The organism is Streptomyces changanensis (genome assembly GCF_024600715.1).
Classification (GTDB): Bacteria; Actinomycetota; Actinomycetes; order Streptomycetales; family Streptomycetaceae; genus Streptomyces; species Streptomyces changanensis.
Genome location: NZ_CP102332.1, coordinates 792,750 through 813,020, shown reverse-complemented (window position 1 = coordinate 813,020; position 20,271 = coordinate 792,750). Strand labels below are relative to the sequence as shown.

Below are 20,271 nucleotides of genomic sequence, written 5' to 3'. Positions count from 1 at the left end.
CCCCGTAGGGTGGCGGGATGCAGGAGCAGTACCGCACGGTGGCCCGCGAGGGCGTGCACGAGACCGAGATCAACCGGTCGCGCTTCCTCTGCGCGCTCGCCCCCGCCGCGACCGAGCGCGAGGCGCAGGAGTTCGTCGCCCGCGTCCGCCGGGAGCACCCCACCGCCACCCACAACTGCTTCGCGTACGTCATCGGCGCCGACGCCGCCGTCCAGCGGGCCAGTGACGACGGCGAGCCCGGCGGCACCGCCGGCGCGCCGATGCTCCAGATGCTCCTGCGGCGCGACGTCCGGTACGCCGTCGCCGTCGTCACCCGGTACTACGGCGGTGTGAAGCTCGGCGCCGGCGGGCTGATCCGCGCCTACGGCGGGGTCGTCGGTGAGGCGCTCGACGAGCTCGGCACCGTCACGCGCCGCCGCTACCGGCTCGCCACGGTCACCGTCGACCACCAGCGCGCCGGCAAGCTCCAGAACGACCTGCGGGCCGCCGGCCGGGCCGTCCGCGACGTCCGGTACGCCGACGCCGTCCGCATCGAGGTCGGCCTGCCGGACGCGGACGTCGACGCCTTCCGTGGCTGGCTGGCCGACGCGACGGCCGGCACCGCCGTCCTGGAGCTCGGCGGCGAGGCGTACGGCGCGGACTGACCCCGACCGGCCCCCCGCTCCCACGCCTGCACCGCTCCCGGACCCGTACCGCCCACGCCGCCCCAAGCCTGCACCGCTCCCCGACCCGTACCGCCCACGCCGCCCCACGCCTCCACCGCTCCCCGACCCGTACCGCCCACGCCGCACCACGCCTCCACCGCTCGGCCACTCAGGGCCCCGGCCGGGTCCCGCCGCCGCGGTCGTTCCCCGGGGCCCTGCCACGGCGTCCCCGGCCGGAGGCGGTGGCCGGGGCGGCGCCGAGGTCCGGAGGCCGACGGCCGGAGCCACCCCCGGCGGATGGCAGACTTGCCTACCGGCCCGGGTGGCGGACGAGTGGGACGGATGGGGGCGGAGCGGCACCGTGAGACTTCTGCACACCTCGGACTGGCACCTCGGCCGGTCCTTCCACCGCGTCAGCCTCCTCGACGCCCAGGCCGCCTTCCTCGACCACCTGCTCGCCACGGTCCGCGAGCACGCCGTGGACGCGGTCCTCGTGGCAGGCGACGTCTACGACCGCGCCGTACCGCCGCTCGCCGCCGTCGAACTCTTCGACACCGCCCTGCACCGGCTCGCGGACGCCGGCGTCCCCACCGTGATGATCTCCGGCAACCACGACTCGGCCCGCCGCCTCGGCGTCGCCTCCGGTCTCATCCGACGCGCCGGCATCCACCTGCGCACCGACCCCGCCGGCATCGGTACGCCCGTCCTGCTGCCCGACCCGCCCCACGGCGACGTCGCCTGCTACGGGCTGCCCTACCTCGAACCGGCCCTGGCCCGCGACCCGCTCGGCGCGGCCGCCACGACTCACCGCGCCGTCCTCGCCGCCGCCATGGACCGCGTCCGCGCCGACCTCGCCGGCCGCCCCGCCGGCACCCGCTCCGTCGTCCTCGCCCACGCCTTCGTCGCCGGCGGCGAGGCCAGCGACAGCGAACGCGACATCACCGTCGGCGGCGTCGCCGCCGTCCCGGCGGAGGTCTTCGACGGCGTCGACTACGTCGCCCTGGGCCACCTGCACGGCGCGCAGGCCCTCACCGACCGCGTCCGCTACTCCGGCTCGCCCCTCGCGTACTCCTTCTCCGAGTGGCGGCACCGCAAGACCACCTGGCTCGTCGACCTCGCCCCCGACGGCGGCGTCACCGCCGAGCGGATCGACTGCCCCGTACCGCGCCCCCTCGCCCGCCTCCGCGGACGGCTCGACGACCTCCTCGCCGACCCGGCGCTCGCCCGGCACGAGGACGCGTGGGTCGAGGCCACCCTCACCGACCCCGCCCGCCCCGCCGACCCCATGGCGCGGCTCGCCGAACGCTTCCCCCACACGCTCAGCCTCGTCTTCGACCCCGAGCGCACCGAGGGCGACGGCGGACCGCCCTCGTACGCCCTGCGGCTGCGCGGGCGCACCGACCAGCAGATCGCGGAGGACTTCGTGGCCCACGTCCGCGGCGGCGCCGCACCCGACGCGCACGAGCGCGCGGCGCTGCACGGCGCCTTCGCCGACGTCCGCGCCGACGCGTCCGTGCGCGAACGCGAGGTGGACGGATGAGGCTCCACCGGCTCCGCGTCACCGGCTTCGGCCCCTTCGGCACCGCGCAGGAAGTCGACTTCGACGCCCTCTCCGCCGCCGGCCTGTTCCTCCTCCACGGCCCGACCGGCGCGGGGAAGACCTCCGTCCTCGACGCCGTCTGCTTCGCCCTGTACGGCTCCGTGCCCGGCGCCCGGCAGGCCCCCGGCGCCACGCTGCGCAGCGACCACGCCGCGCCCGGCACCGCCACCGAGGTGCTCCTCGACCTCACCGTCGCCGGCCGCCGGCTGGAGATCACCCGCCGGCCCGCCCAGCCCCGCCCCAAGAAGCGCGGTACCGGCTTCACCACCGAGAAGGCGCAGTCCTGGCTGCGCGAGTACGACCCCGCGACCGGCACCTGGACCGGCCTCAGCCGCTCGCACCAGGAGATCGGTGAGGAGGTCGCCCAGCTCATCGGCATGAGCCGCGACCAGTTCTGCCAGGTCGTCCTGCTGCCCCAGGGCGACTTCTCCCGCTTCCTGCGCGCCGACGCCGAAGCCCGCGGCAAGCTCCTCGGCCGCCTCTTCGACACCCGCCGCTTCGCCGCCGTCGAGGAGCGCCTCGCCGATCTGCGCCGCGCCGCCGAACAGCGGGTGCGCGACGGCGACCAGCGGCTGCTCGCCCTGGCCCACCGGATGGCGCAGGCCGCGGGGGACGCCGCGGGCGACTGGCCCGCGCCGGCCGGCGCGCCCGGGGAGCCCGGACTCGCCGAGGCCGTCCTCGGCTGGGCCGCGGTCGCCCGCTCGGGCGCCCGGGAGGCGCTCGACGCCGCCGACCTCGCGCTCACCGCCGCCGAGTCCCGGCAGGCCGCCACCCGTCTGGCCCTCGACGCCTGCCGGGACCGCGCCGCCCGCCGCGCCCGGTACGAGGACGCCCGCCGCCGCGCCGCCGAGCTCGACGCGCGCCGGCCCGAGCGGGACGCCTGGCGGGCCCGGCTCGACGAGGCGCGCCGGGCCGAGCGCGTCGCCGGACCGCTCGCCCTGCGCGACGCCGCCCGGCGCGACCACGACGAGGCCGACGCCGCGCACGCGCGGGCCCTGGTCGCCCTCCCCGCCGACCTGGCCGGGGCGGACGCCGACCGGCTGACCGCCCTCGAACAGGCACACCGCCAGGAGCTCGGCGGCCTCGACGCCGCCCGCCGCGCCGAGGAGCGGGTCACGCTCCTCACCCGCGAACGCGCCGACCTCGACCGGCAGGCGCGGGCCGACGACGAGACCCTCCACGACGCCGCCGCCTGGCTGGCCGACTGGGACGCGACCCGCCGCGCCCTTGCCGACCGCGTCGACGCCGCCCGCGAGGCCGCCACCCGCGCCGAGCACCTCGCCGGGCGGCTCGCACCGGCCCGCCGTCGACTGGCCGCCGCCCGCCGCCGCGACGCCCTCGCCCGGGAGGCGGCAGCCGTCCAAGCCGGCCTCACCGCCGCCAGGGACCGGGCCAACACGGCCCACGAGACCTGGCTCGACCTGCGCGAACGCCGCCTGCGGGGCATCGCCGCGGAACTCGCCGCGCACCTCGCGGACGGCGCTCCCTGCGCCGTCTGCGGCTCCGCCGACCACCCGCGCCCCGCCCGGCCCACCGCCGACCACGTCGACCGCGCGGCCGAGGCGGCGGCTTACGAGGCGCACACCCGCGCCGCCGAATCCCGCGCCGCCGCCGAACGCGAACTGGCCGCCCTCGGTGAGGCCCTGGCCGCCGCGGCGGCCGAGGCGGCGGACCCGGACGGCGCCGAACAGGGCCCCGGGGACCCGGCCGCCCGCGCCACCGTGCCCCGCCCCGCCGCGTCCCCCGAGGCGACCGCGGCACCCGCAGCACTCCGGCCACCCGAAGCGGCCGCAGCCGCACCACCCTCGGCGCCCGGCGCGTCCGGGACCGGGTCCGACTCCGCGTCCTCGTCGGCGCCCGCCGCGTCCGGGACCGGGTCCGGGGTCGCTTCGGGCTCCGCGGCCGCTTCGGGGTCCGGGTCCGGGGGCGGGTCCGCCGTCGCCGTCCTCGCCGTCGCCGGGCCGACCGCCGCCGAACTGGCCGAGCTCGTCGCCGACCTGGAGCGGCGGCACGCCGAGGCGTACGAGCTGGCCGCCGCCGCCCACCCCGCCCGGGAAGCCCTCGAACGGGCCGAGCGGGAGCACGCGCGGCGCCTCGACGAGCACCGGCAGGCGGAGGTGCGGGCCGCCGCCAGGGCGTCACGCCGTGAAGCGCTCGACCAGGAGCAGGCCGCCCTGGAGGCGGAGCTCGCCCGGATCCTCGGCGACGGGCGCGACACCGTCGCGCGGCGGCAGGCCGCGCTGGAGCGCCGCATCGCCGCCCTCGCCGCGGCCGCCGGCGCCGTACGCGCCGCCGAATCCGCCGCCAGGCGGTTCGAGGAGGCGGACGAGCGGCTCGCCGACGCCGCCCACCGGGCCGGCTTCGCCACCCCGCGCGCCGCCGCGGACGCCCTCCTCGACGACGCCCGGCAGCGCGACCTCCAGCGCCGCGTCGACGCCTGGCAGGCCGAGGCCGCCGCAGTGGCCGACCGGCTCGCCGAGGACGGCGCACGCGCCGCAGCCGAGGGCCCGCCCCCCGACGTGCCCGCCGCCCTCGCCGCCCACGACGCCGCCGAGCGCGCCGTCCGGACCGCCGCCACCACCCTGGCGGCACACCGCGAACGGTGCGCCGAGCTGGACCGGCTGTCCGCCCGTGTGGTGGAGGAGCTGCGCCGACTGGGTCCGCTGCGCACCGAGTACGACCGGGTGGCCCGGCTCGCCGCGCTGACCGCCGGCACGTCAGCCGAGAACGAGCGGCGGATGCGTCTGGAGTCGTACGTCCTCGCCGCCCGGCTCGAACAGGTCGCGGCCGCCGCGACCGAACGGCTCCAGCGCATGTCGTCGGGCCGCTACACGCTCGTCCACTCCGACGCGCGCTCCGGTGGCCGGCGCGCCGGCCTGGGACTGCACGTCGTCGACGCCTGGACGGGCAGCGAACGCGACACGGCGACGCTCTCCGGCGGGGAGACGTTCTTCGCTTCGCTGGCCCTCGCGCTCGGCCTCGCCGACGTCGTCACCGACGAGGCGGGCGGCGTCCGCCTCGACACCCTCTTCATCGACGAGGGGTTCGGCAGCCTCGACGAACAGACCCTCGACGAGGTGCTGGACGTGCTCGATTCGCTGCGCGAACGGGACCGCAGCGTCGGCATCGTCAGCCACGTCCCCGACCTGCGCCGCCGCGTCCCCGCACAACTGGAGGTCGTCAAGGGCCGCGACGGCTCCCGGGTCAGGCTGCGGGCCGGGACGGGCCTCAGCGGCTGACGGGACGGCGCCGCAGCGGTGACGAGTACACGACGCTCGTCGTCACCGAGCCGAGGGCGCCGACCTTGCCGGCCACCTGCTCCAGGTGCGCCATCGAGCGGGCCGCGACCTTCAGCACGAAGCAGTCGTCCCCCGTGACGTGATGCGCCTCCAGGACCTCCGGCGTCGTCGCCAGCAGGTCGTGGAACGGCTTGTAGTTCCCGTGCGGGTAGCGCAACCGGACGAAGGCCAGGATGGGGAGACCCAGCCGCTCGTGGTCCACGACCGCCGTGTAGCCGGCGATGATCCCGGCCTCCTCCATCCGGCGGACCCGCTCGGTCACGGCGCTCGCCGACATCGACACGGCCCGCGCCAGCTCCGCGAAGCTCGCCCGTCCCTGCTCCTGGAGGGCCTGGAGTATGCGCCAGTCCGTGGCGTCCGGTGAATGTTCCGTCATGGACGAGGAATAGCAGGGGATTCCCCGGCGGTTCAAGGGCTCGGCCGGGGATCGCCCCTTCACCGTAATGATCGTCGACCGTAGATTCCTTGCCATGACCCCCTCCACGGACCCCACGGCCACCTCCACGGGCCCCATGACCCCCTTCACGGACCCCACGGCCACCTCCACGGACCTCAAGGACCCCGCGTCCCCCGCCGCCCCGTCCGCCACCGCGTCCCCGGCCGTCAGTCCGGTGCTGCGCGTGCCGCCCGCCGCCCCCGCCGCGGCGGCCGCCCACTTCGCCGCGAGCCTGGCCTTCCACACGGACGTCTCCGACGTCGCCGCCGCCCTCGCCGCCGACGGTGACCCCGGGTTCGTCGTGCTCGACTCGCGCTCCACCGAGGCGTGGGAGCAGGGGCACGTCCCCGGCGCCGTCCACCTCCCGACGGCCCTCGTCGCCGAGCACGCCGAACGGCTCCTCGACCGGGCCGTCCCGGTGGTCACCTACTGCTGGGGCCCCGGCTGCAACGGCGCCACCCGCGCCGCCCTCGCCCTCGCCGAACGCGGCTTCCGGGTCAAGGAGATGCTCGGCGGCTTCGAGTACTGGGTCCGCGAGGGGTTCCCGTACGAGACCCGGGAGGGCCGGCGCCACCGGGAGGCCGACCCCCTCACCGCACCGGCCGGCGCGGACGCCTGCGGCTGCTGACCCCGCCCGCGCCCGGGCCGTGGGCGGCGGACCGGGCGGGGCGGTGGACCGGGCGGGGCGCGTCCGGCACGCGGCCGGTCGTGACCGGTCCGTGGGCGGGCCCCCCGCCCGCCCCCGTCGGCGTGGCGTCAGAGTCGGGACAGCTCGTCCACCAGGTCGTCCAGGCCGAGGGGGCCCTGGGAGAGCGCCGCCATGTGCCACTTCTTCGCGTCGAACGCCGCGCCGTGGGCCCGGCGCGCGTTCTCCCGGCCCAGCAGCCAGGCCCGCTCGCCCAGCTTGTAGCCGATGGCCTGCGCCGGCATCGACAGGTACCGGACCATCTCGCTCTCGACGAACTCCGGCGACCGGCTGCTGTGCCGCTGGAAGAACTCCTGCGCGAGCTCCGGCGTCCACCGCTCACCGGGCCGGTACGGCGAGTGCGCGGGGATGTCCAGCCCGAGGTGCATGCCGATGTCGACGATCACCCGGCACGCCCGCATCATCTGCGCGTCGAGGTAGCCGAGCCGCCGCTCCGGGTCGGGGAGGAAGCCCAGCTCGTCCATGAGCCGCTCCGCGTACAGCGCCCAGCCCTCCGCGTTGGCGCTGACCATGCCGACCGTCGCCTGGTAGCGGGAGAGCCGGTCCGCCACGTGCGCCCACTGCGCCAGCTGGAGGTGGTGCCCCGGCACGCCCTCGTGGTACCAGGTGGAGACCAGGTCGTATACGGGGAAGCGCGTCTCGCCGTTGACGGGGAGCCAGGTCCGGCCGGGTCGGGAGAAGTCCTCCGACGGGCCCGTGTAGTACGGCGCCGCCGCGCTGCCCGGGGGCGCGATGCGCGACTCGACGCGCCGGACCCGCTCGGCGAGTTCGAAGTGCGTGCCGTCGAGGGCGTCGATCGCCTCGTCCATGAGCCGCTGGAGCCAGACCCGGGTCTCCTCCACGCCCTCGATGTGCGTCCCGTGCTCGTCGAGGTGGGCCAGCGCCTCCCACGGGCCGGCGCCCGGCAGGATCTTGGCGGCCTCCTTCTCCATCTCGCCGAGGAGGCGGTGGTACTCGTCCCAGCCGTAGGCGTACGCCTCGTCCAGGTCGAAGTCGGTGCCGTTGTGGTACCGGGACCATCGGGCGTACCGCTCGCGGCCCACCGTGTCCGGCGCGTCCGCCACGGCGGGGGCGTACACGTCGCGCATCCAGTCCCGCAGCCCGGCGACCGCCGCGGTGGCGCCGCGCGCCGCCACGTCCAGTTCCCGGCGCAGCGCGGACGGCCCGGCCGCGGCGAACTCCTCGAACCAGCCGCGGGCACCCTCGGCGCTGCCGGCCCACTTGCCCAGCTGGTCCACGAACGTGGCCGTGGCGCGCGGCCCGCCCGGCAACCCGCGGTCCAGCCCCAGCGCGAGGGACTCCCGGTACCCGTCGAGCGCGGCCGGTACGGCGCGCAGCCGCTCCGCGACGGCCGCCCAGTCCTCGTCCGTCTCCGTCGGCATCACCGTGAACGCCATCCGCACGCTGTGCGCGGGGGAGCGGAGGTTGCTGACGGTGCGCAGGCCCTCCTGTGCCTCGTGGACGGCCAGTTCGGCGGTGAGGCGCTCCCGCAGGAGCCGCCCGCAGCGGCGTTCGGCGTCTCCTGCGGCCTCCGGCAGGAGCTCCGCCGCGTCGAGCCGGGTGAGCGTCTCGCGGGCCAGGACGGCCAGTTCCTCCTGGCCGGCGGGGGAGAAGTCGGGGAGGAGCGCGGAGCACTCCCGCACGCCCAGGTACGTGCCGGTGACCGGGTCGAGGGCGACGAGGGCGTCCACGAAGGCGTCCGCGACCTGTCGCGGAAGAGCGCTGCTGGGGGTATCTGGCATGCCCCCATCCTGGTACGCGGCCGCCGCCCGCGTCACCTCGTTCGATCACAGTCGGCTGACAAACGAGCGACCGTCGCGCACCCCGGTCGCGCGGTGCGGCACGCCGGACCCCCGGGGGGTCGAGGCGCGTCGGCGCGTCCGCCGCGGCGCGGCACCGGGACCGGGCGCGCCGGGGGTCGGCGCGACCTGTGCCGGAGCCGGGCCGGACCCTGCCCGCCGCCCGAAGGCCAAGCCGGCGGGGCGGGTGCGGCCCCGGCCGTCCAGGGACGCGGCGGGCGGGTCGCCGGCCGGGTGGGGCGGAGGTACGGCCCGGTTCGCGGGGTGGCCGACTTTGGCCGGATCACGTCTCTCCGGCAGGACGGGAATCAGGGCCGGGGCCGGTGCGGGGCGCTCTGACCGGCGGGACCCTGCTCGGCGGCCCCCTCGGCGTACGGGCCGCGCCGGTCGTGGTCCCCGGCCGACTTGTGACGTTCGGCGTGCGGGGCGCGCAGCCGGGCGGTGATCACCAGGGTGCCTTCCTCGATCTGGTAGTCGAGCGGCAGGTTCAGCGCGCGCATCGCGGCGACCATGCCCGTGTTGGACGACTGGGTGACCGCGTACACGCTGTCGCACCCGGCGTCCACGGCGAGGCCCACCAGGCGGCGCAGGAGCTCGGAGCCGATGCCACGGCGCTGCCAGTCGTCCTCGACGAGCAGGGCGACCTCGGTCTCGTCGCCGTCCCACAGCAGATGGCCCAGGGCGACGAGTCGGCCGGACGCGGACCGGACGGCGAGCGTCTGCCCGAAGCGCGGGCTGAGGAGGTGGCCGAGGTAGCGGTCGGCGTCGGCGACGGGGCCGTGGTACCGCAGCCCGAGGGTGCGCTCGGAGCAGCGGTCGTGCATGGCGCGCGCGGCCTCCAGGTCATCCTGGTCGGCGCGGCGGACGGTGATCTCGCCGCCCTCGGGCAGCGTCAGGACGTCCTGGCTGCGCGGCACCCGCGGCCCGAGCCGCGCGTCCAGCTCGACGAGGGCGCGGGCGCGGGCGAACTCGCTCGGCGTGAACGGCAGGTAGGGGCGCTCGACGGTGAGCACGCCGCCGTACGGGTCGCGCAGCAGCATGATCGTGTCGCCCTGTTCCAACGCGCCCTCCACCGGTGCGGTGCGCTCGCTGGGGCGGCCGGTCGGGGAGACGGCCGGGTGGGAGCGGATGGCGCAACGGCCCAGCAACTGCCGCAGTGCGAGGGGGAGTTCGGCGGCGTCCAGGGCGGTGCGGGTGGCGAGGTTGAGGACCCGGGTGGGGGAGTCGACCAGGTCGTGGGCGTCGGCCCGCTCGACCCAGGTGTGCGCGCCGCCCGCCGCGGCGACCCGCCGGGTCAGTTCGGCCGGCTGCAGGGGCTCGGGGGCGCGCAGCAGGAACTCGTCGACCGTGCCGTCGGCCAGGGGGTGGGTCTGCAGGGTGAGGATGTCGACCCGCAGCTCCGCGAGGGCGGCGCACAGGACGGCCAGGCTGCCGGGCTCGTCGCGCACGGTGGTCCGCATCCGCCACAGGACGGTCTCCTCCGTCCCGCGGACGGTCCCTGTTCCGGTGGCCGTGGCCGTGACTGTGGCTGCGTCTGCGGTGGACGGGGCGGTCGTGGTGGGTGGTGTGGGAGGGGCATGGCTGTGCCGTCGTGCCCACCACGTGTGGAAGGCGGCCGTGGCCACCAGGGCCACCGCCGAGACGATCAGCAGGTACGGCCCGTCCGGACCGTGCGCGATGGTGTTCGCGATCGCGTCCGCGACCGCCACGGCGGTGAAGAGGGCGGCCAGCTCGACGAGGTCCCGCCGCCAGTGGTGCTGACGGCGGGTACGCTGCGCGGGGGCGGGGGCGGGGGCGACGGTCGTCGCGGGGGTCGTGTCGGTCATGGCAGCACTCTCGCGCACTGGTGTTGCGCGATCACGAACGCTTTGTGACTGCCTGGTTAAGCATGGATCTGCATGTTTAATGGTTGATTTTTGCAGTTTGCGGCTATGTCGATCGACGCGCCGGTCGCCGCTCCGGTATCTCCAGTGCCCCCGCGAGCCGTCTCGCCTGGACGACGAGTCGCGAGGACCCCCGCCGCGCCGCCGTCCCGGCCAGCCCCTCCGGCGGCCCGCCGGGAAGGTGCCGGGCGTCACCGCACCGCTCGGCGCAGTCCGCGGCCACCGCCAGCACCTCGCCCAGACCGCGCGGCGGTTCACCACCGGTGAGGAGCGGCGCCAGCGCGGCCGCCAGTACCGTCCACACCGTCGCGTACGCGCCCGTCGCCGCGGCGGTGCGCACGGCGTCGGCCAGCCGGTTCACCTTCACCGTGCCGAGGCGGACCAGCTCCGCGAGGTCCCGGCCGAGGCGGCCGGCGTCCAGTTCCCCGCGCGTCGCCAGCACCAGCAGCGCGTCGACGGCGGCGAGCCGGTCCTCCGAGTGCCGCGCGCCGAGTCCGCACGCCAGCGCGAGGTGCAGCGAGGGTCCCGCCTCCCCGCCCGCCTCGGCGAGGGCCGGCAGGAACCGCGCGCCGTCCCGCCCCTCGTCGTCGACGGCGCGCGTGACCTGCGGCAGCAGCCACGCCGCGAGCGTCTCCCGGTCCTCGGGCAGCACCGTCAACAGGTGCCCGCTCACCGTCCCCCAGCAGTGGCAGCCGTCGTCCGTACCCGCGAACGGCCGCGCCAGGGCCCGCAGCCCCGGCGGGAACCACTGCCGCATCCCGGGCGGTTCCGGCGTCGTCACGGCCGCGCCGACCACGGGCGGGCGGTTCACGTCCCGCGCCCGGGCGGGCCGCGCGACCTCGACGACGACCCGGGTGCCCGGCCCGTACCCCGACCGGCCCTCCAGCAGGGCGGCGGCGAGGCGCTCTCCCGCCGGCGTGCCCAGCGCGGCCGCCGCCTCAGCGGCCGCGGCCGTCCCCGGGCCCCTCCGCTCGACGCGCAGCAGGGCCTGCGCGAGGTCGCACTCCGCGGGCCGCACGTCCAGCCGCCGGTACTCCGCCAGCCGCGCGACCAGCTCGGCGGCGTCCACCGACCCCGTGTGCCAGGTGGGCGTGGCCAGCAGGAAGGGCAGCGGCTCGGTCCGCACCCGCAGTGCCACCTCCCGTGTCCGCGCGAGCCGGACGTGCGCGAGCCGGTCGTGAACGCACGCCTCCGGTGCCGCCTCCCGCCGCAGCGCGCGACGCAGGTCCCCGGGGTCGACCCGGCCCAGCAGCGCGGCCAGGACCAGGTGCAGCCCGTCCAGCCGCTGCGGACCGAGCCGTGTCTCGTCGCGCCACCACACACCCGGCAGGAGCGCCGTCACCGCCTCGCGCAGCGAGTCCGGGTCCGCGTGGGCGTGGCGTACGAGCCCGTCGAGCACCCGCTCGTCGTCGATCGGGTCCGGCTCACCGGGGCGGAGCGCCACGGCCAGGTGCCCGACCAGCTCCGGCAGCGTCCCCGCGGCCGGAGCCACGCGCTGCCGCTCCGGGGCGGGCGGCAGCAACTCCTCGTACGGGCCGTCCGTACCGGCCGGCGCGGGCAGCCCGCCGAACACCTGGGCCGCCAGGTCCCGGTGCACGGGGCTCAGCAGCTCGACGGCGGTACCGGCCAGGGCGCCGCGCACGTCCGCGTCCACCGCGCCGAGGTGCCGGCCCACCAGCTTCACCGCCCGCTCCTGCACGTCGGTGTCCTCGTGCCCGAACAGCTCGGCCACCACCGGCAGCAGCTCCCCGGCCGCGCCGGGGTCGTCCCGCAGGATCCGGTCGAGCAGCGACAGTTGGGCGCGCACGAGCTTCTTCTCCGTGCGGAACAGCACCGAGGCGGCCGCCTCGGCGGCCTGCCGCACCGGCAGGTGACCGGACGCGGCCAGCCGGGACAGCACCTCCAGGGCGTACCCCGCCACCGTCGACGGGGCGTCCGCCGCCAATGCCGCCCAGTCGGCCGTGTGCGCCCGCTCCTCGTCCGCCGTGAGCTCCAGGGCCGACAACAGCCCGAGGAAGAACCGCACGTCGCCTTGCCGGCCGCCGCGCAGGAGCCGCGACACGCACCCGTCCACGAGGACCGGCCGGGTGACGGTGCCGGCGGCGGGGAGCGCCACGAGCGCCTCCGTCCAGTCCTTGCGCCACACCAGGCCCTCGGCCGCCTCCGCGGTCTCGAACAGGCGGGGCACCAGGTCCGGCGCCTGCGGGTCGGACGCCAGGTCCGGCCGCGCCCCGCGCCGCGACAGCGAGTCCACCCAGCCGTACACGTAGCCGTCCGTCTTCGGCACCGCGCACCCCGCGCGCCGTACCAGCTCGCGGATGAGGGGGTAGTCGTCCCGCGCCGTGGCCGAGCGGCCCGCGAGCCGGTGCGCCACGTCACCCAGCCACGCCGGGTCCCGGTCGGCCACCGCCTCCAGCACCTGCTCGTAGGGGACCGGTACCCAGCGCCGGAGGTCGCGGGCGGCGATCCACGCGCCCGCCGCGGCCGCGTCGCCGTGGCAGGCGGCACCCGCCACGAGGAGGGCCCGCTGGACGGCGCACCCCTCGTCCCAGCGGTCCCAGCCCCAGTCGCGCACCTCCGCGCGCAGCGCCTTCAACCCGCTCTGCGCGGCGGCCCGGTCCGCCGGGGCGAGCTCCCTCACCAGCCCGGGCACGTCCCGGAACCGGCCCTGTCGCACCACGTCCAGCAGCTCCGTCACCGCGCACCCCCGCCGACCGTCGTCCCGCGGCGCGCCGTCCGCACCCCGGGCGCGAGATCGCGGGGGCCGTGCCCGGCCGGGTGCTCCGCCCACCACCGGCACGTGCGGCCGGGGGCGCCGTCCGCCTCCCGCACCCGGTGGCGGCGGTCACCCGCGGCGGCGTCGGCCACGGCGAGCGGAGTCCGCGCCGGTGTCCGAGGAGGCGGCAGCCGACCGGAGGAGAACCGGGGGCGCGTCTCGGGGCCGGCGGTCCCGTGCGGGATGGGCCCGCCCGACGTCTCCGGGCGGAGCGATCGCCCCGGGCGTGAGGAATCCAGGACGGGCGGGTGTGCGTGGGCGAGTGCCCGAACGGGTCGCGTCATGCCTCCGACCGTAGGCCCCGCCACTGACAGCGCCGCCCGGGCGCCAACCGCCCTACGCCCGGCGGCCCGTGGCACCGGCCGGGACCCGCGGCGGAGGACCTCCGACCGCACACGGGCCCCGCCCCCTCCCCGTACGACCGGAGCGGGATCGGCGACCGGAGACCGGCGACCGGGGACGGGCGACCGGCGACCGGGGACGGGGGACCGGCGACCGGGGACGGGCGACTGGGGGCCGAGGCCGAAGGGCCGATCGACCGGCCGCGTGCCCGCGGCCTACGCTCCCACCACGCCCCCCACCCCGCCGGCGCAGACCGGCACACCAGGAGGAACCCGTGTCCGTCCACGCCCGCACCCACGTCCGTGTCGCCCGCCCGTCGCGTGACCTGGGGGCCGCCGAGCGGTTCTGGACCGACGGGCTCGGCCTGCGGGTCGTGTACCGCAAGCCCGCAGACGGCGAGCCCGGTGCCCACGACCTGCTGATGCTGGGCCTGCCCGGGGCCTCCTGGCACCTCGAACTGGTCGGCGCCCCCGACCGCCACGCCGAGGCGCGCCCCACCGACGAGGACCTCCTCGTCCTGTACCTGGAGGAGCCCGTCCCCGACGACCTCGTCGCCCGTCTGGAGGCGCACGGGGGCCGCCGCGTCACCTCCCCCAACCCGTACTGGAACGAGTGGGGCGTGACCGTCGAGGACCCGGACGGCTACCGGCTCGTCCTGTGCGAGCGCGCCTGGACCAATGCCCCCGACGCTCCGTAGGTCCGGTCCGGAGAGCGGCGTCGGCCACCCGCCGGGCCACGCGGGCCTTTCCGTACCGACCTAAGGGGCGCCCGGCCCCCTCCCGCGCACGGCTTCCGCCAGGGTGCGGACGCCGCGCGCGATGTCCGCCGGGGCCAGGTGCGCGTACCCCAGCACCAACGCCACACCGCCCCGGCCCGTGCCTCCGCCCGCGCCACGGGCGGGGCCTCCGCCCGCGCCACGGGCGGGGCGTCCGCAGGCATCGTCCCGGTCCGTGCCGTAGTCGGTGAGCGCGCGCAGCCCGACGCCCGCCGCGGCCGCCCGCTCCAGGAGGACGGGCGCCGGCCCGTACCGCGCCGGTACGCGCGCGATGACGTGCAGTCCCGCGGCGATGCCGCTGACCTCCGTGCCCGGCAGGTCCGCCGCCAGCGCGCGCACCAGGGCGTCCCGTCGCTCGCGGTACGCGCTGCGGCACCGTCGCAGGTGCCGGTCGTAGCCGCCGCGCGTGACGAAGTCCGCCAACACCGCCTGGTCGAGCACCGGATAGCCGAGGTCCGCCATCCGCTTCCGCTCGACCACGGCCTCCGCCAGGGACTCCGGCAGCAGCAGCCATCCCAGCCGCAGCCCCGGGGCGAGCGACTTGCTCACCGAACCGGTGTGGACGACCCGCTCCGGGTCGAGCCCCTGCAGCGCGCCGACGGGCTCCCGGTCGTAGCGGAAGTCGCCGTCGTAGTCGTCCTCGACCACCCACCCGTCCACGCCGCGCGCCCAGTCGAGCAGCGCGGCTCGCCGCCCCGCCGAGTACCCGATCCCCAGCGGGAACTGGTGCGCCGGTGTCGTCACGACCGCCCGGACGCCCGAGGCGGCCAGCGCCGCCGGCTCCGGCCCCTCGGAGTCCAGCGGCACCCCGACGGCGCGCAGCCCGACCGCCGCGAAGAGCGTGCCGTGGTGGGGGCTGCCCGGATCCTCCACCCCCACCGACCGCTCACCGCGCTCCCGCAGGACGGCCCCCACCAACGTCAGCGCCTGCGCCACACCCGCGCACACCACCAGCCGCTCCGGGTCCGCCACCACGCCCCGCCGCCGGGTCAGGAGCGCGGCCAGGGCGGTCCGCAGCTCCGGCAGGCCGCGCGGGTCCGGATAGCCGAACTGCCGGTGCGCCAGCCCGCCCAGCGCCGTCTTTTACGCCGCGGCCCACGCCGCGCGCGGGAACAGCGACAGGTCCGGGACCCCCGGCCGGAAGTCCACGCGCACGCCGGGGGAGTGCGGTGCCAGGTCCCGCACGCCGCCCGGCGCGGCCGCGCGCACCGCGTCACCGACCCACGTCCCCGCCCCCCGGGCGCTGCGCAGGTACCCCTCGGCGGTCAGCTGCTCGTACGCCTCCGTCACCAGCCCGCGCGACACCCCCAGTTCGGCCGCCAGCTCCCGGGTCGACGGCAGGCGCGTCCCGGCCGCGAGCCGCCCGGAGCGCACCGCGCCGCGCAGGGACTCCTGGAGGGCGCGGCCCCGTCCGCGGGCCGGCGCGGCCGCCGCCGGGGCCAGCAACTCCCATGTTCCGCCTCCCTCTTCGCGTACCGACATGACCGGGACCCTACAAGGCGCCGCGCCGGCGGGCGTTGTCAGTGCCGCGCACTAGGTTGCCGAGCAGAAAGTGGTCCCCGAAGAAAGGAGGAAAGTGGTCCTCAAGCAGGACAACCACGTTCCCTAGCGTCGACGTCATGACCGCCACCTCACGGAGCGGCGCCCTCCTCGCGGCCTTCGCCTGCGTCCTCGTCGGCGCCTCCTTCACCGCCAACAGCGTCCTCGGCTCCTACCCGTACGCGGGCGGCCAGGCCCTCCGGTACGGGCTCGCCTGCCTGCTCCTCCTGCCCCTGTCGGGTCGTGGCGGACCGGCGCCCCTGCGCGCCCTGTCCGCCGCCTCGTGGGTCCGCCTCGCCGCCCTGGCCGCCATCGGCATGGTCGGTTTCAACCTCGCGGTGCTCGCCGCCGAGCGCACCGCGGAGCCGGCCGTGCCGGGCGTCCTCGTCGGCTGCGCGCCCGTCGTGGTCGCCGTCCTGGTACCGCTCCTGGAGGCCGCAGGCCCGCGCGGCCCGTGCTGTACGGGTCGGTGCTGGTCGCCGTCGGTGCCCTCACCGTGCAGGGGTGGGGGCGCACCGACGTGGCCGGCGTGCTCTTCTCGGTGTGCGCCCTCGCCGGCGAGGTGGGCTTCGCGGTGCTGGCCGTCCCGGTCCTGAAGCCGCTGGGCCCGAGGCTGCTGGCGGCGACGGTGTGCGGGGTCGCCGCCGTGGAGTCCGCCCTGCTCGCCACGGTCACCGGCGGGGCGGACGCCCTGCGGCTCCCCGCCCCGGCGGAGGCGGTGGCGCTGCTGTGGCAGGCCGTCGTCGTCACGGTCGTCGGGTTCGTCTGCTGGTACATGGGCGTGCAGCGGATCGGCGCCGAGCGGGCGACGCTCTTCTCCGGTCTGATCCCGGTGTCCGCCGCGCTCACCGCGCCGCTCGTGGCCGCCGGCTCGTACGGACCGGTCCAGGCGGTGGGCAGCGCCCTCGTGGGCGCCGGGGTGGCGTTCGGCTCCGGAGTGTTCACGGGCGTCGTCCCGCGCGGTCTGTCAGGGGTGCGCCGGGCCCTCCACGGCCGTGGTGTCGGGAGCCGCGGCGCCGCGACCAGGGTGGGCCCGGCGGCCGGCCCGGCCGCCGCTGCCGTCCAGGACGACGCGCGCGACGAGCGCCGGGTCGTCGTGCATGGGCACGTGCCCGCACCCCGGCAGCCGCACCAGGCGGGCCCCGGGCAGCACGCCCCGCGCGCGGACGCCCTGCCGCGGCAGTAGCAGGCGGTCCCGCGTGCCCCAGGCGATCGTCACGGGCACGCCGGGCACGTCCTCCCGGTACGGTACGCCCCGCCCGGCCGCCAGCGTCTCCTCGAAGCCGGCGGCCGTGCGCAGTGCCGGCGTCTCGGCGACCACCGCCTCCGGCGAGCGGCGGGCGGGCCGGGCGTAGACGGCGCCGGTCAGCGCCACCCGCCCGGCGGCCGACCGCGACAGCCGCCCGATGAGCGGCACCGGCAGCGCGCGGGCGACCAGCCGCATCACCCGCAGGGTCGCGAACGCGTACCTCCGCTCGCCCTCCGACCAGAATCCGGCCGGCGACAGCGCCGTGACCGACCGGGCGAGCCCGGCCCGGCCCATCCCCAGCGCCAACAGGCCCCCCAGGGAGTTGCCCGCCACGTGCGGACGGTCGACCCCCAGCGCCGCGCAGAGGGCCCCGAGGGCCGGCACGACCGTCGCCGGCCCGTACGCGAGTCCGTCGGGCAGCGCCCCCGACGCCCCGAACCCGGGCAGATCCGCGGCGATCACGTCCCGCTCGCGAGCCAGGACGTCCAGCACCGGCTCCCACGCCTGCCAGTGGTGCCCTATCCCTATCCCGTGCAGCAGCAGGAGGGGTTCCCCTGCACCCCTGCGCTCGTACCGCACGGACAGCGCACGCGGCCCCCGCGGCGTGTCCACCGTGAACGAGACCTCCGCGGCCACGTCACCCTCCCTGTGTCCGCCGGGCGGGCCCCGCGGACGCTCGCCCGCCGGGCACGGCCCGATGCCCGCCCCGCTTCGTGCGGACAGCTTGTCAGCCGCGATTACCGGGCGGTAGCCCCCTGTTCGGCCGCAGCTCGGCCACGCCCCGCCGCCGCGTTCCCCGCTTCGGCCACGATTGGTCTTGACCAAGCGGGTGCCCCGTCCTATGGTCACAGGGATAGTGCAGGGTCCTTTAATAAACAAGGCCGAGGAAAAGTCGTCCGGTACACGGCGATCGCGGAGGATCAGGGTGGGGACCACGCAGCTGGAAACGGTGCCGGAGCCCAAGTACTGGCACCTGAAGACCGTGCTCGGCGAGGCGCTCGACTCCGAGTTCCAGGTCGGGGAGATCCTGCCCAACGAGCGCGAGCTCGCCGCGCGCTTCGGCGTCGCGCGCGCCACGCTCCGCCAGGCGCTCGAACAGCTGGAGCTGGAGGGCCGCCTGCAGCGCCGCCGCGGCGTCGGCACGACCGTCGCCCCGCCGCGCGTCGGCGTCGACGTCTCCACCGCCCGGCACCGCTGGCCCGCCGCGGGCGACGACAGCTGGCAGGCCGTCGACTGCGCCGCCGCTGAGCCGCCCGTCGCCGTCCTGCGCCTCTTGGACGCCGAGTCCGACGCCGGTACCGGTGGGGCCGCGCACGCCGACGGTCCCGTGTACGTGGTCCGCAGGCTGCGGGCGACGCAGGGCCAGGCCGTCGCGGCGGAGCAGCTGTACGTGCCCGCCTCCTCGGTGCCCGGCCTGGTGGTGCCCGGGACGCAGAGCGGCACCGCCCTGGCGCGCCGCGTGCTGCGGGAGTTGGAGCGGCTGCCGCTGGAGGGCCAGGACCGCGCCGTCGAGCTGGGCTCGGCCCGCGCGGACGACGCCAAGGAGCTCGACCGCCTCCCCGGCGCGCCGGTCCTCGTCGTCACCACGCGGTACCTCTCCGGAGGCCGCACGGCCGCGGTCTCCGTCGCCACCTACCGCGCCGACACCTGCCGCCTGACCTTCGGCGACGCGGGCGACCTCCGGATCGCCTCCTGAACCACGCCTGAGGGGCCCTTCCGGGCCACGCTCGAGGGGGCCCTTCCCCGCCCACGCACGGGGGCCCTTCGAGCCACGTCCGAAGGACCCCACGCCCGACCCGTGGGCGACGCCGTACGACTCCGGCCCGGCCCGGACGCCCGCGCGTCCCGGGCCGGGCCGTTCCGCGGTCACCGCGTGCGGACACCCACCGCCAGGCCGCCGGTGCGGTCAGCGCCGGGCGGTGACCGTGCCCTCCACGGCGAACAACTGCTCCTCCACGTGGTCCAGGGCCAGTCGCAGCGCTCCCGTCGCCACGGCCGCCTCGCCCAGCAGCGACAGCGCCACGCGCGGCGGCCGCAGGCAGAACCGCGCCAACTCCTCCCGCAGCGGCGGCAGGATCCCGTCCAGGCCGGCGGCCCAGCCGCCCACCACGACCAGCTCCGGGTCGAGCGCCAGCACCAGCGCGCCCACGTCGTGCACCAGCCGTTGCGTGAACCGGTCCACCGCCGCCAGCGCCCCGGCGTCGCCCCGCCGCGCCCGTGCGAACACCTCGGCCACCGCGTGCTCGTCCAGCGGGTGCAGCGGCTCGTCCGTCGTCGACAGCAGCGTCTCGGGGGTCGCGCCGCGCCCGAGCAGGTGCAGCGCGCCGATCTCCCCGGCCGCCCCGCCGAACCCCCGGTGCAGCCGCCCGCCGATCAGCGCCCCGGCGCCCGGGCTGAGCCCCGCCAGGACGAACACGACGTCGTCGGAGTCGATCGCGGCGCCCTTCCAGTGCTCGGCGACCGCCGCGGCGTTGGCGTCGTTCTCCACCAGCACCGGGCAGCGGAAGGACCGGCTCAGCCGTTCGCCCAGCGCCAGCCCCGTCCACCCCGGCAGCGCCGTCCCCAGCCGTACCCTGCCGTCCGCCTCGACGATCCCGGGCGTGCCCACGCCGACCGCCCGCAGGGTGCCGCGCGCGACACCGGTGCGGCGCAGCACGTCCGCGACGGCCGCGCGGACCCGCTCCAGCCGCTCGTCGGCCGACGCGGTCTCGGACACCTCCCGCGTGCCCGCCCCGATGATCCGGCCGTCAAGTCCGGACAGCAGCGCGGCCACCCGGTGGGGGCCGATCTCGATGCCCAGCAGGTGCCCCGCCTCGGCACGGAAGCGGAACCGGCGGGCCGGTCGGCCCTGGCGCCGTACCTCGCCCTCCTCGGGGCCCGCCTCGATGACGAGACCCGCCTCGATCAGCCCCTCGGTCACCCCCTCCACCGTCGGACGCGAGAGGCCCGTGAGACGGGTGAGGTCGGTCAGCGTGCGGGCGTCACCGCCGCGCAGCGCATGGAGTACCACCGCGGAGTTGATCCGCCGCAGCAGCGACGGGTCCCCGCCGGTAAGTCGCCCCACCGTCTGTCCTCCCAGCTCGTGCCGCGTGTCTGCCGGATCGTACTCAATGCCGGGTGGAGCGGCGAGCGCGGGCCGTCCGCACCGGGCGGCCCCCGCCCGGCCGCCGCCCGCGGTCCGTGCCGGTGGCCGCACCGCCGGTACCTCCCCGACGGCCCACAT

At 77.4% G+C, this 20,271-nt stretch carries 13 protein-coding genes and 2 pseudogenes; 8 read left to right on the top strand and 7 right to left on the bottom strand.

The genetic code is table 11. The features are described from left to right. The first annotated feature begins 17 nt into the window (after positions 1–17). The 3 genes from NRO40_RS03490 to NRO40_RS03480 all read left to right on the top strand — a co-directional run bounded on the left by NRO40_RS03490 (position 18) and on the right by NRO40_RS03480 (position 5,483). Complete coding sequence (locus NRO40_RS03490; RefSeq protein WP_058941262.1) at positions 18–644, top strand: YigZ family protein; 627 nt, start codon at positions 18–20, stop codon at positions 642–644. Between the two features lie 361 nt (positions 645–1,005). Then, positions 1,006–2,184 (top strand): exonuclease SbcCD subunit D, encoded by a 1,179-nt coding sequence (locus NRO40_RS03485; RefSeq protein ID WP_058941301.1) that lies wholly within the window; start codon positions 1,006–1,008, stop codon positions 2,182–2,184. Continuing rightward, a complete protein-coding gene (locus NRO40_RS03480; protein ID WP_257375324.1) occupies positions 2,181–5,483 on the top strand; it encodes an AAA family ATPase in 3,303 nt (1,100 codons plus the stop codon). The genes NRO40_RS03485 and NRO40_RS03480 overlap by 4 nt, the downstream gene beginning before the upstream one ends. Here NRO40_RS03480 and NRO40_RS03475 read toward each other — a convergent pair. Beyond that, on the bottom strand, positions 5,473–5,919 hold the full coding sequence (locus tag NRO40_RS03475) for an Lrp/AsnC family transcriptional regulator (RefSeq protein ID WP_058941263.1): 447 nt from the start codon (positions 5,917–5,919) through the stop codon (positions 5,473–5,475). The genes NRO40_RS03480 and NRO40_RS03475 overlap by 11 nt on opposite strands. 136 nt (positions 5,920–6,055) lie before the next feature. Between NRO40_RS03475 and NRO40_RS03470 the strand changes: the two genes are divergently transcribed. Then, complete coding sequence (locus NRO40_RS03470) at positions 6,056–6,607, top strand: rhodanese-like domain-containing protein (protein ID WP_079046913.1); 552 nt, start codon at positions 6,056–6,058, stop codon at positions 6,605–6,607. Between the two features lie 128 nt (positions 6,608–6,735). On the opposite strand, the gene NRO40_RS03465 is transcribed toward NRO40_RS03470, so the two are convergent. The 3 genes from NRO40_RS03465 to NRO40_RS03455 form a co-directional block, all read right to left on the bottom strand. Continuing rightward, on the bottom strand, positions 6,736–8,427 hold the full coding sequence (locus NRO40_RS03465) for a DUF885 domain-containing protein (protein WP_058941264.1): 1,692 nt from the start codon (positions 8,425–8,427) through the stop codon (positions 6,736–6,738). 365 nt (positions 8,428–8,792) lie between these two features. Beyond that, complete coding sequence (locus NRO40_RS03460) at positions 8,793–10,310, bottom strand: GNAT family N-acetyltransferase (protein WP_079046908.1); 1,518 nt, start codon at positions 10,308–10,310, stop codon at positions 8,793–8,795. A gap of 103 nt (positions 10,311–10,413) precedes the next feature. After that, positions 10,414–13,065, bottom strand: a complete 2,652-nt coding sequence (locus NRO40_RS03455; RefSeq protein ID WP_058941265.1) for a DUF7825 domain-containing protein — start codon at positions 13,063–13,065, stop codon at positions 10,414–10,416. Positions 13,066–13,759: 694 nt separating this feature from the next. Between NRO40_RS03455 and NRO40_RS03450 the strand changes: the two genes are divergently transcribed. Continuing rightward, positions 13,760–14,182, top strand: coding sequence for a VOC family protein (locus NRO40_RS03450; RefSeq protein WP_058941266.1), 423 nt, complete (start codon positions 13,760–13,762; stop codon positions 14,180–14,182). A gap of 60 nt (positions 14,183–14,242) precedes the next feature. On the opposite strand, the pseudogene pdxR reads toward NRO40_RS03450, so the two are convergent. Then, a pseudogene (gene pdxR, locus NRO40_RS03445) lies at positions 14,243–15,742 on the bottom strand (MocR-like pyridoxine biosynthesis transcription factor PdxR). Between the two features lie 137 nt (positions 15,743–15,879). On the opposite strand from pdxR, the gene NRO40_RS03440 reads away from it, so the two are divergent. Together NRO40_RS03440 and NRO40_RS03435 are read left to right on the top strand one after the other, a co-directional pair. After that, positions 15,880–16,395: an EamA family transporter gene (locus NRO40_RS03440; protein ID WP_232790997.1), complete on the top strand. Its 516-nt coding sequence runs from the start codon at positions 15,880–15,882 to the stop codon at positions 16,393–16,395. Then, positions 16,296–16,667 (top strand): annotated as a pseudogene (locus NRO40_RS03435) (EamA family transporter); the annotation flags it as partial. The gene NRO40_RS03440 and the pseudogene NRO40_RS03435, both read left to right, overlap by 100 nt. A gap of 99 nt (positions 16,668–16,766) precedes the next feature. Here NRO40_RS03435 and NRO40_RS03430 read toward each other — a convergent pair. Then, positions 16,767–17,684: an alpha/beta fold hydrolase gene (locus tag NRO40_RS03430; protein WP_079046909.1), complete on the bottom strand. Its 918-nt coding sequence runs from the start codon at positions 17,682–17,684 to the stop codon at positions 16,767–16,769. 289 nt (positions 17,685–17,973) lie between these two features. On the opposite strand from NRO40_RS03430, the gene NRO40_RS03425 reads away from it, so the two are divergent. After that, on the top strand, positions 17,974–18,744 hold the full coding sequence (locus NRO40_RS03425; RefSeq protein WP_058941268.1) for a GntR family transcriptional regulator: 771 nt from the start codon (positions 17,974–17,976) through the stop codon (positions 18,742–18,744). Between the two features lie 210 nt (positions 18,745–18,954). Here NRO40_RS03425 and NRO40_RS03420 read toward each other — a convergent pair whose 3' ends face one another. Further along, positions 18,955–20,112 (bottom strand): ROK family protein, encoded by a 1,158-nt coding sequence (locus NRO40_RS03420; RefSeq protein WP_058941269.1) that lies wholly within the window; start codon positions 20,110–20,112, stop codon positions 18,955–18,957. Positions 20,113–20,271 lie beyond the last annotated feature (159 nt).

Bases quoted from the DNA above. Each gene is read 5' to 3' on its own strand.
- NRO40_RS03490 (WP_058941262.1), top strand. From the start codon at position 18: ATGCAGGAGCAGTACCGCACGGTGGCCCGCGAGGGCGTGCACGAGACC.
- NRO40_RS03480 (WP_257375324.1), top strand. From the start codon at position 2,181: ATGAGGCTCCACCGGCTCCGCGTCACCGGCTTCGGCCCCTTCGGCACC.
- NRO40_RS03475 (WP_058941263.1), bottom strand. From the start codon at position 5,919: ATGACGGAACATTCACCGGACGCCACGGACTGGCGCATACTCCAGGCC.
- NRO40_RS03470 (WP_079046913.1), top strand. From the start codon at position 6,056: ATGACCCCCTTCACGGACCCCACGGCCACCTCCACGGACCTCAAGGAC.
- NRO40_RS03465 (WP_058941264.1), bottom strand. From the start codon at position 8,427: ATGCCAGATACCCCCAGCAGCGCTCTTCCGCGACAGGTCGCGGACGCC.
- NRO40_RS03460 (WP_079046908.1), bottom strand. From the start codon at position 10,310: ATGACCGACACGACCCCCGCGACGACCGTCGCCCCCGCCCCCGCCCCC.
- NRO40_RS03440 (WP_232790997.1), top strand. From the start codon at position 15,880: ATGACCGCCACCTCACGGAGCGGCGCCCTCCTCGCGGCCTTCGCCTGC.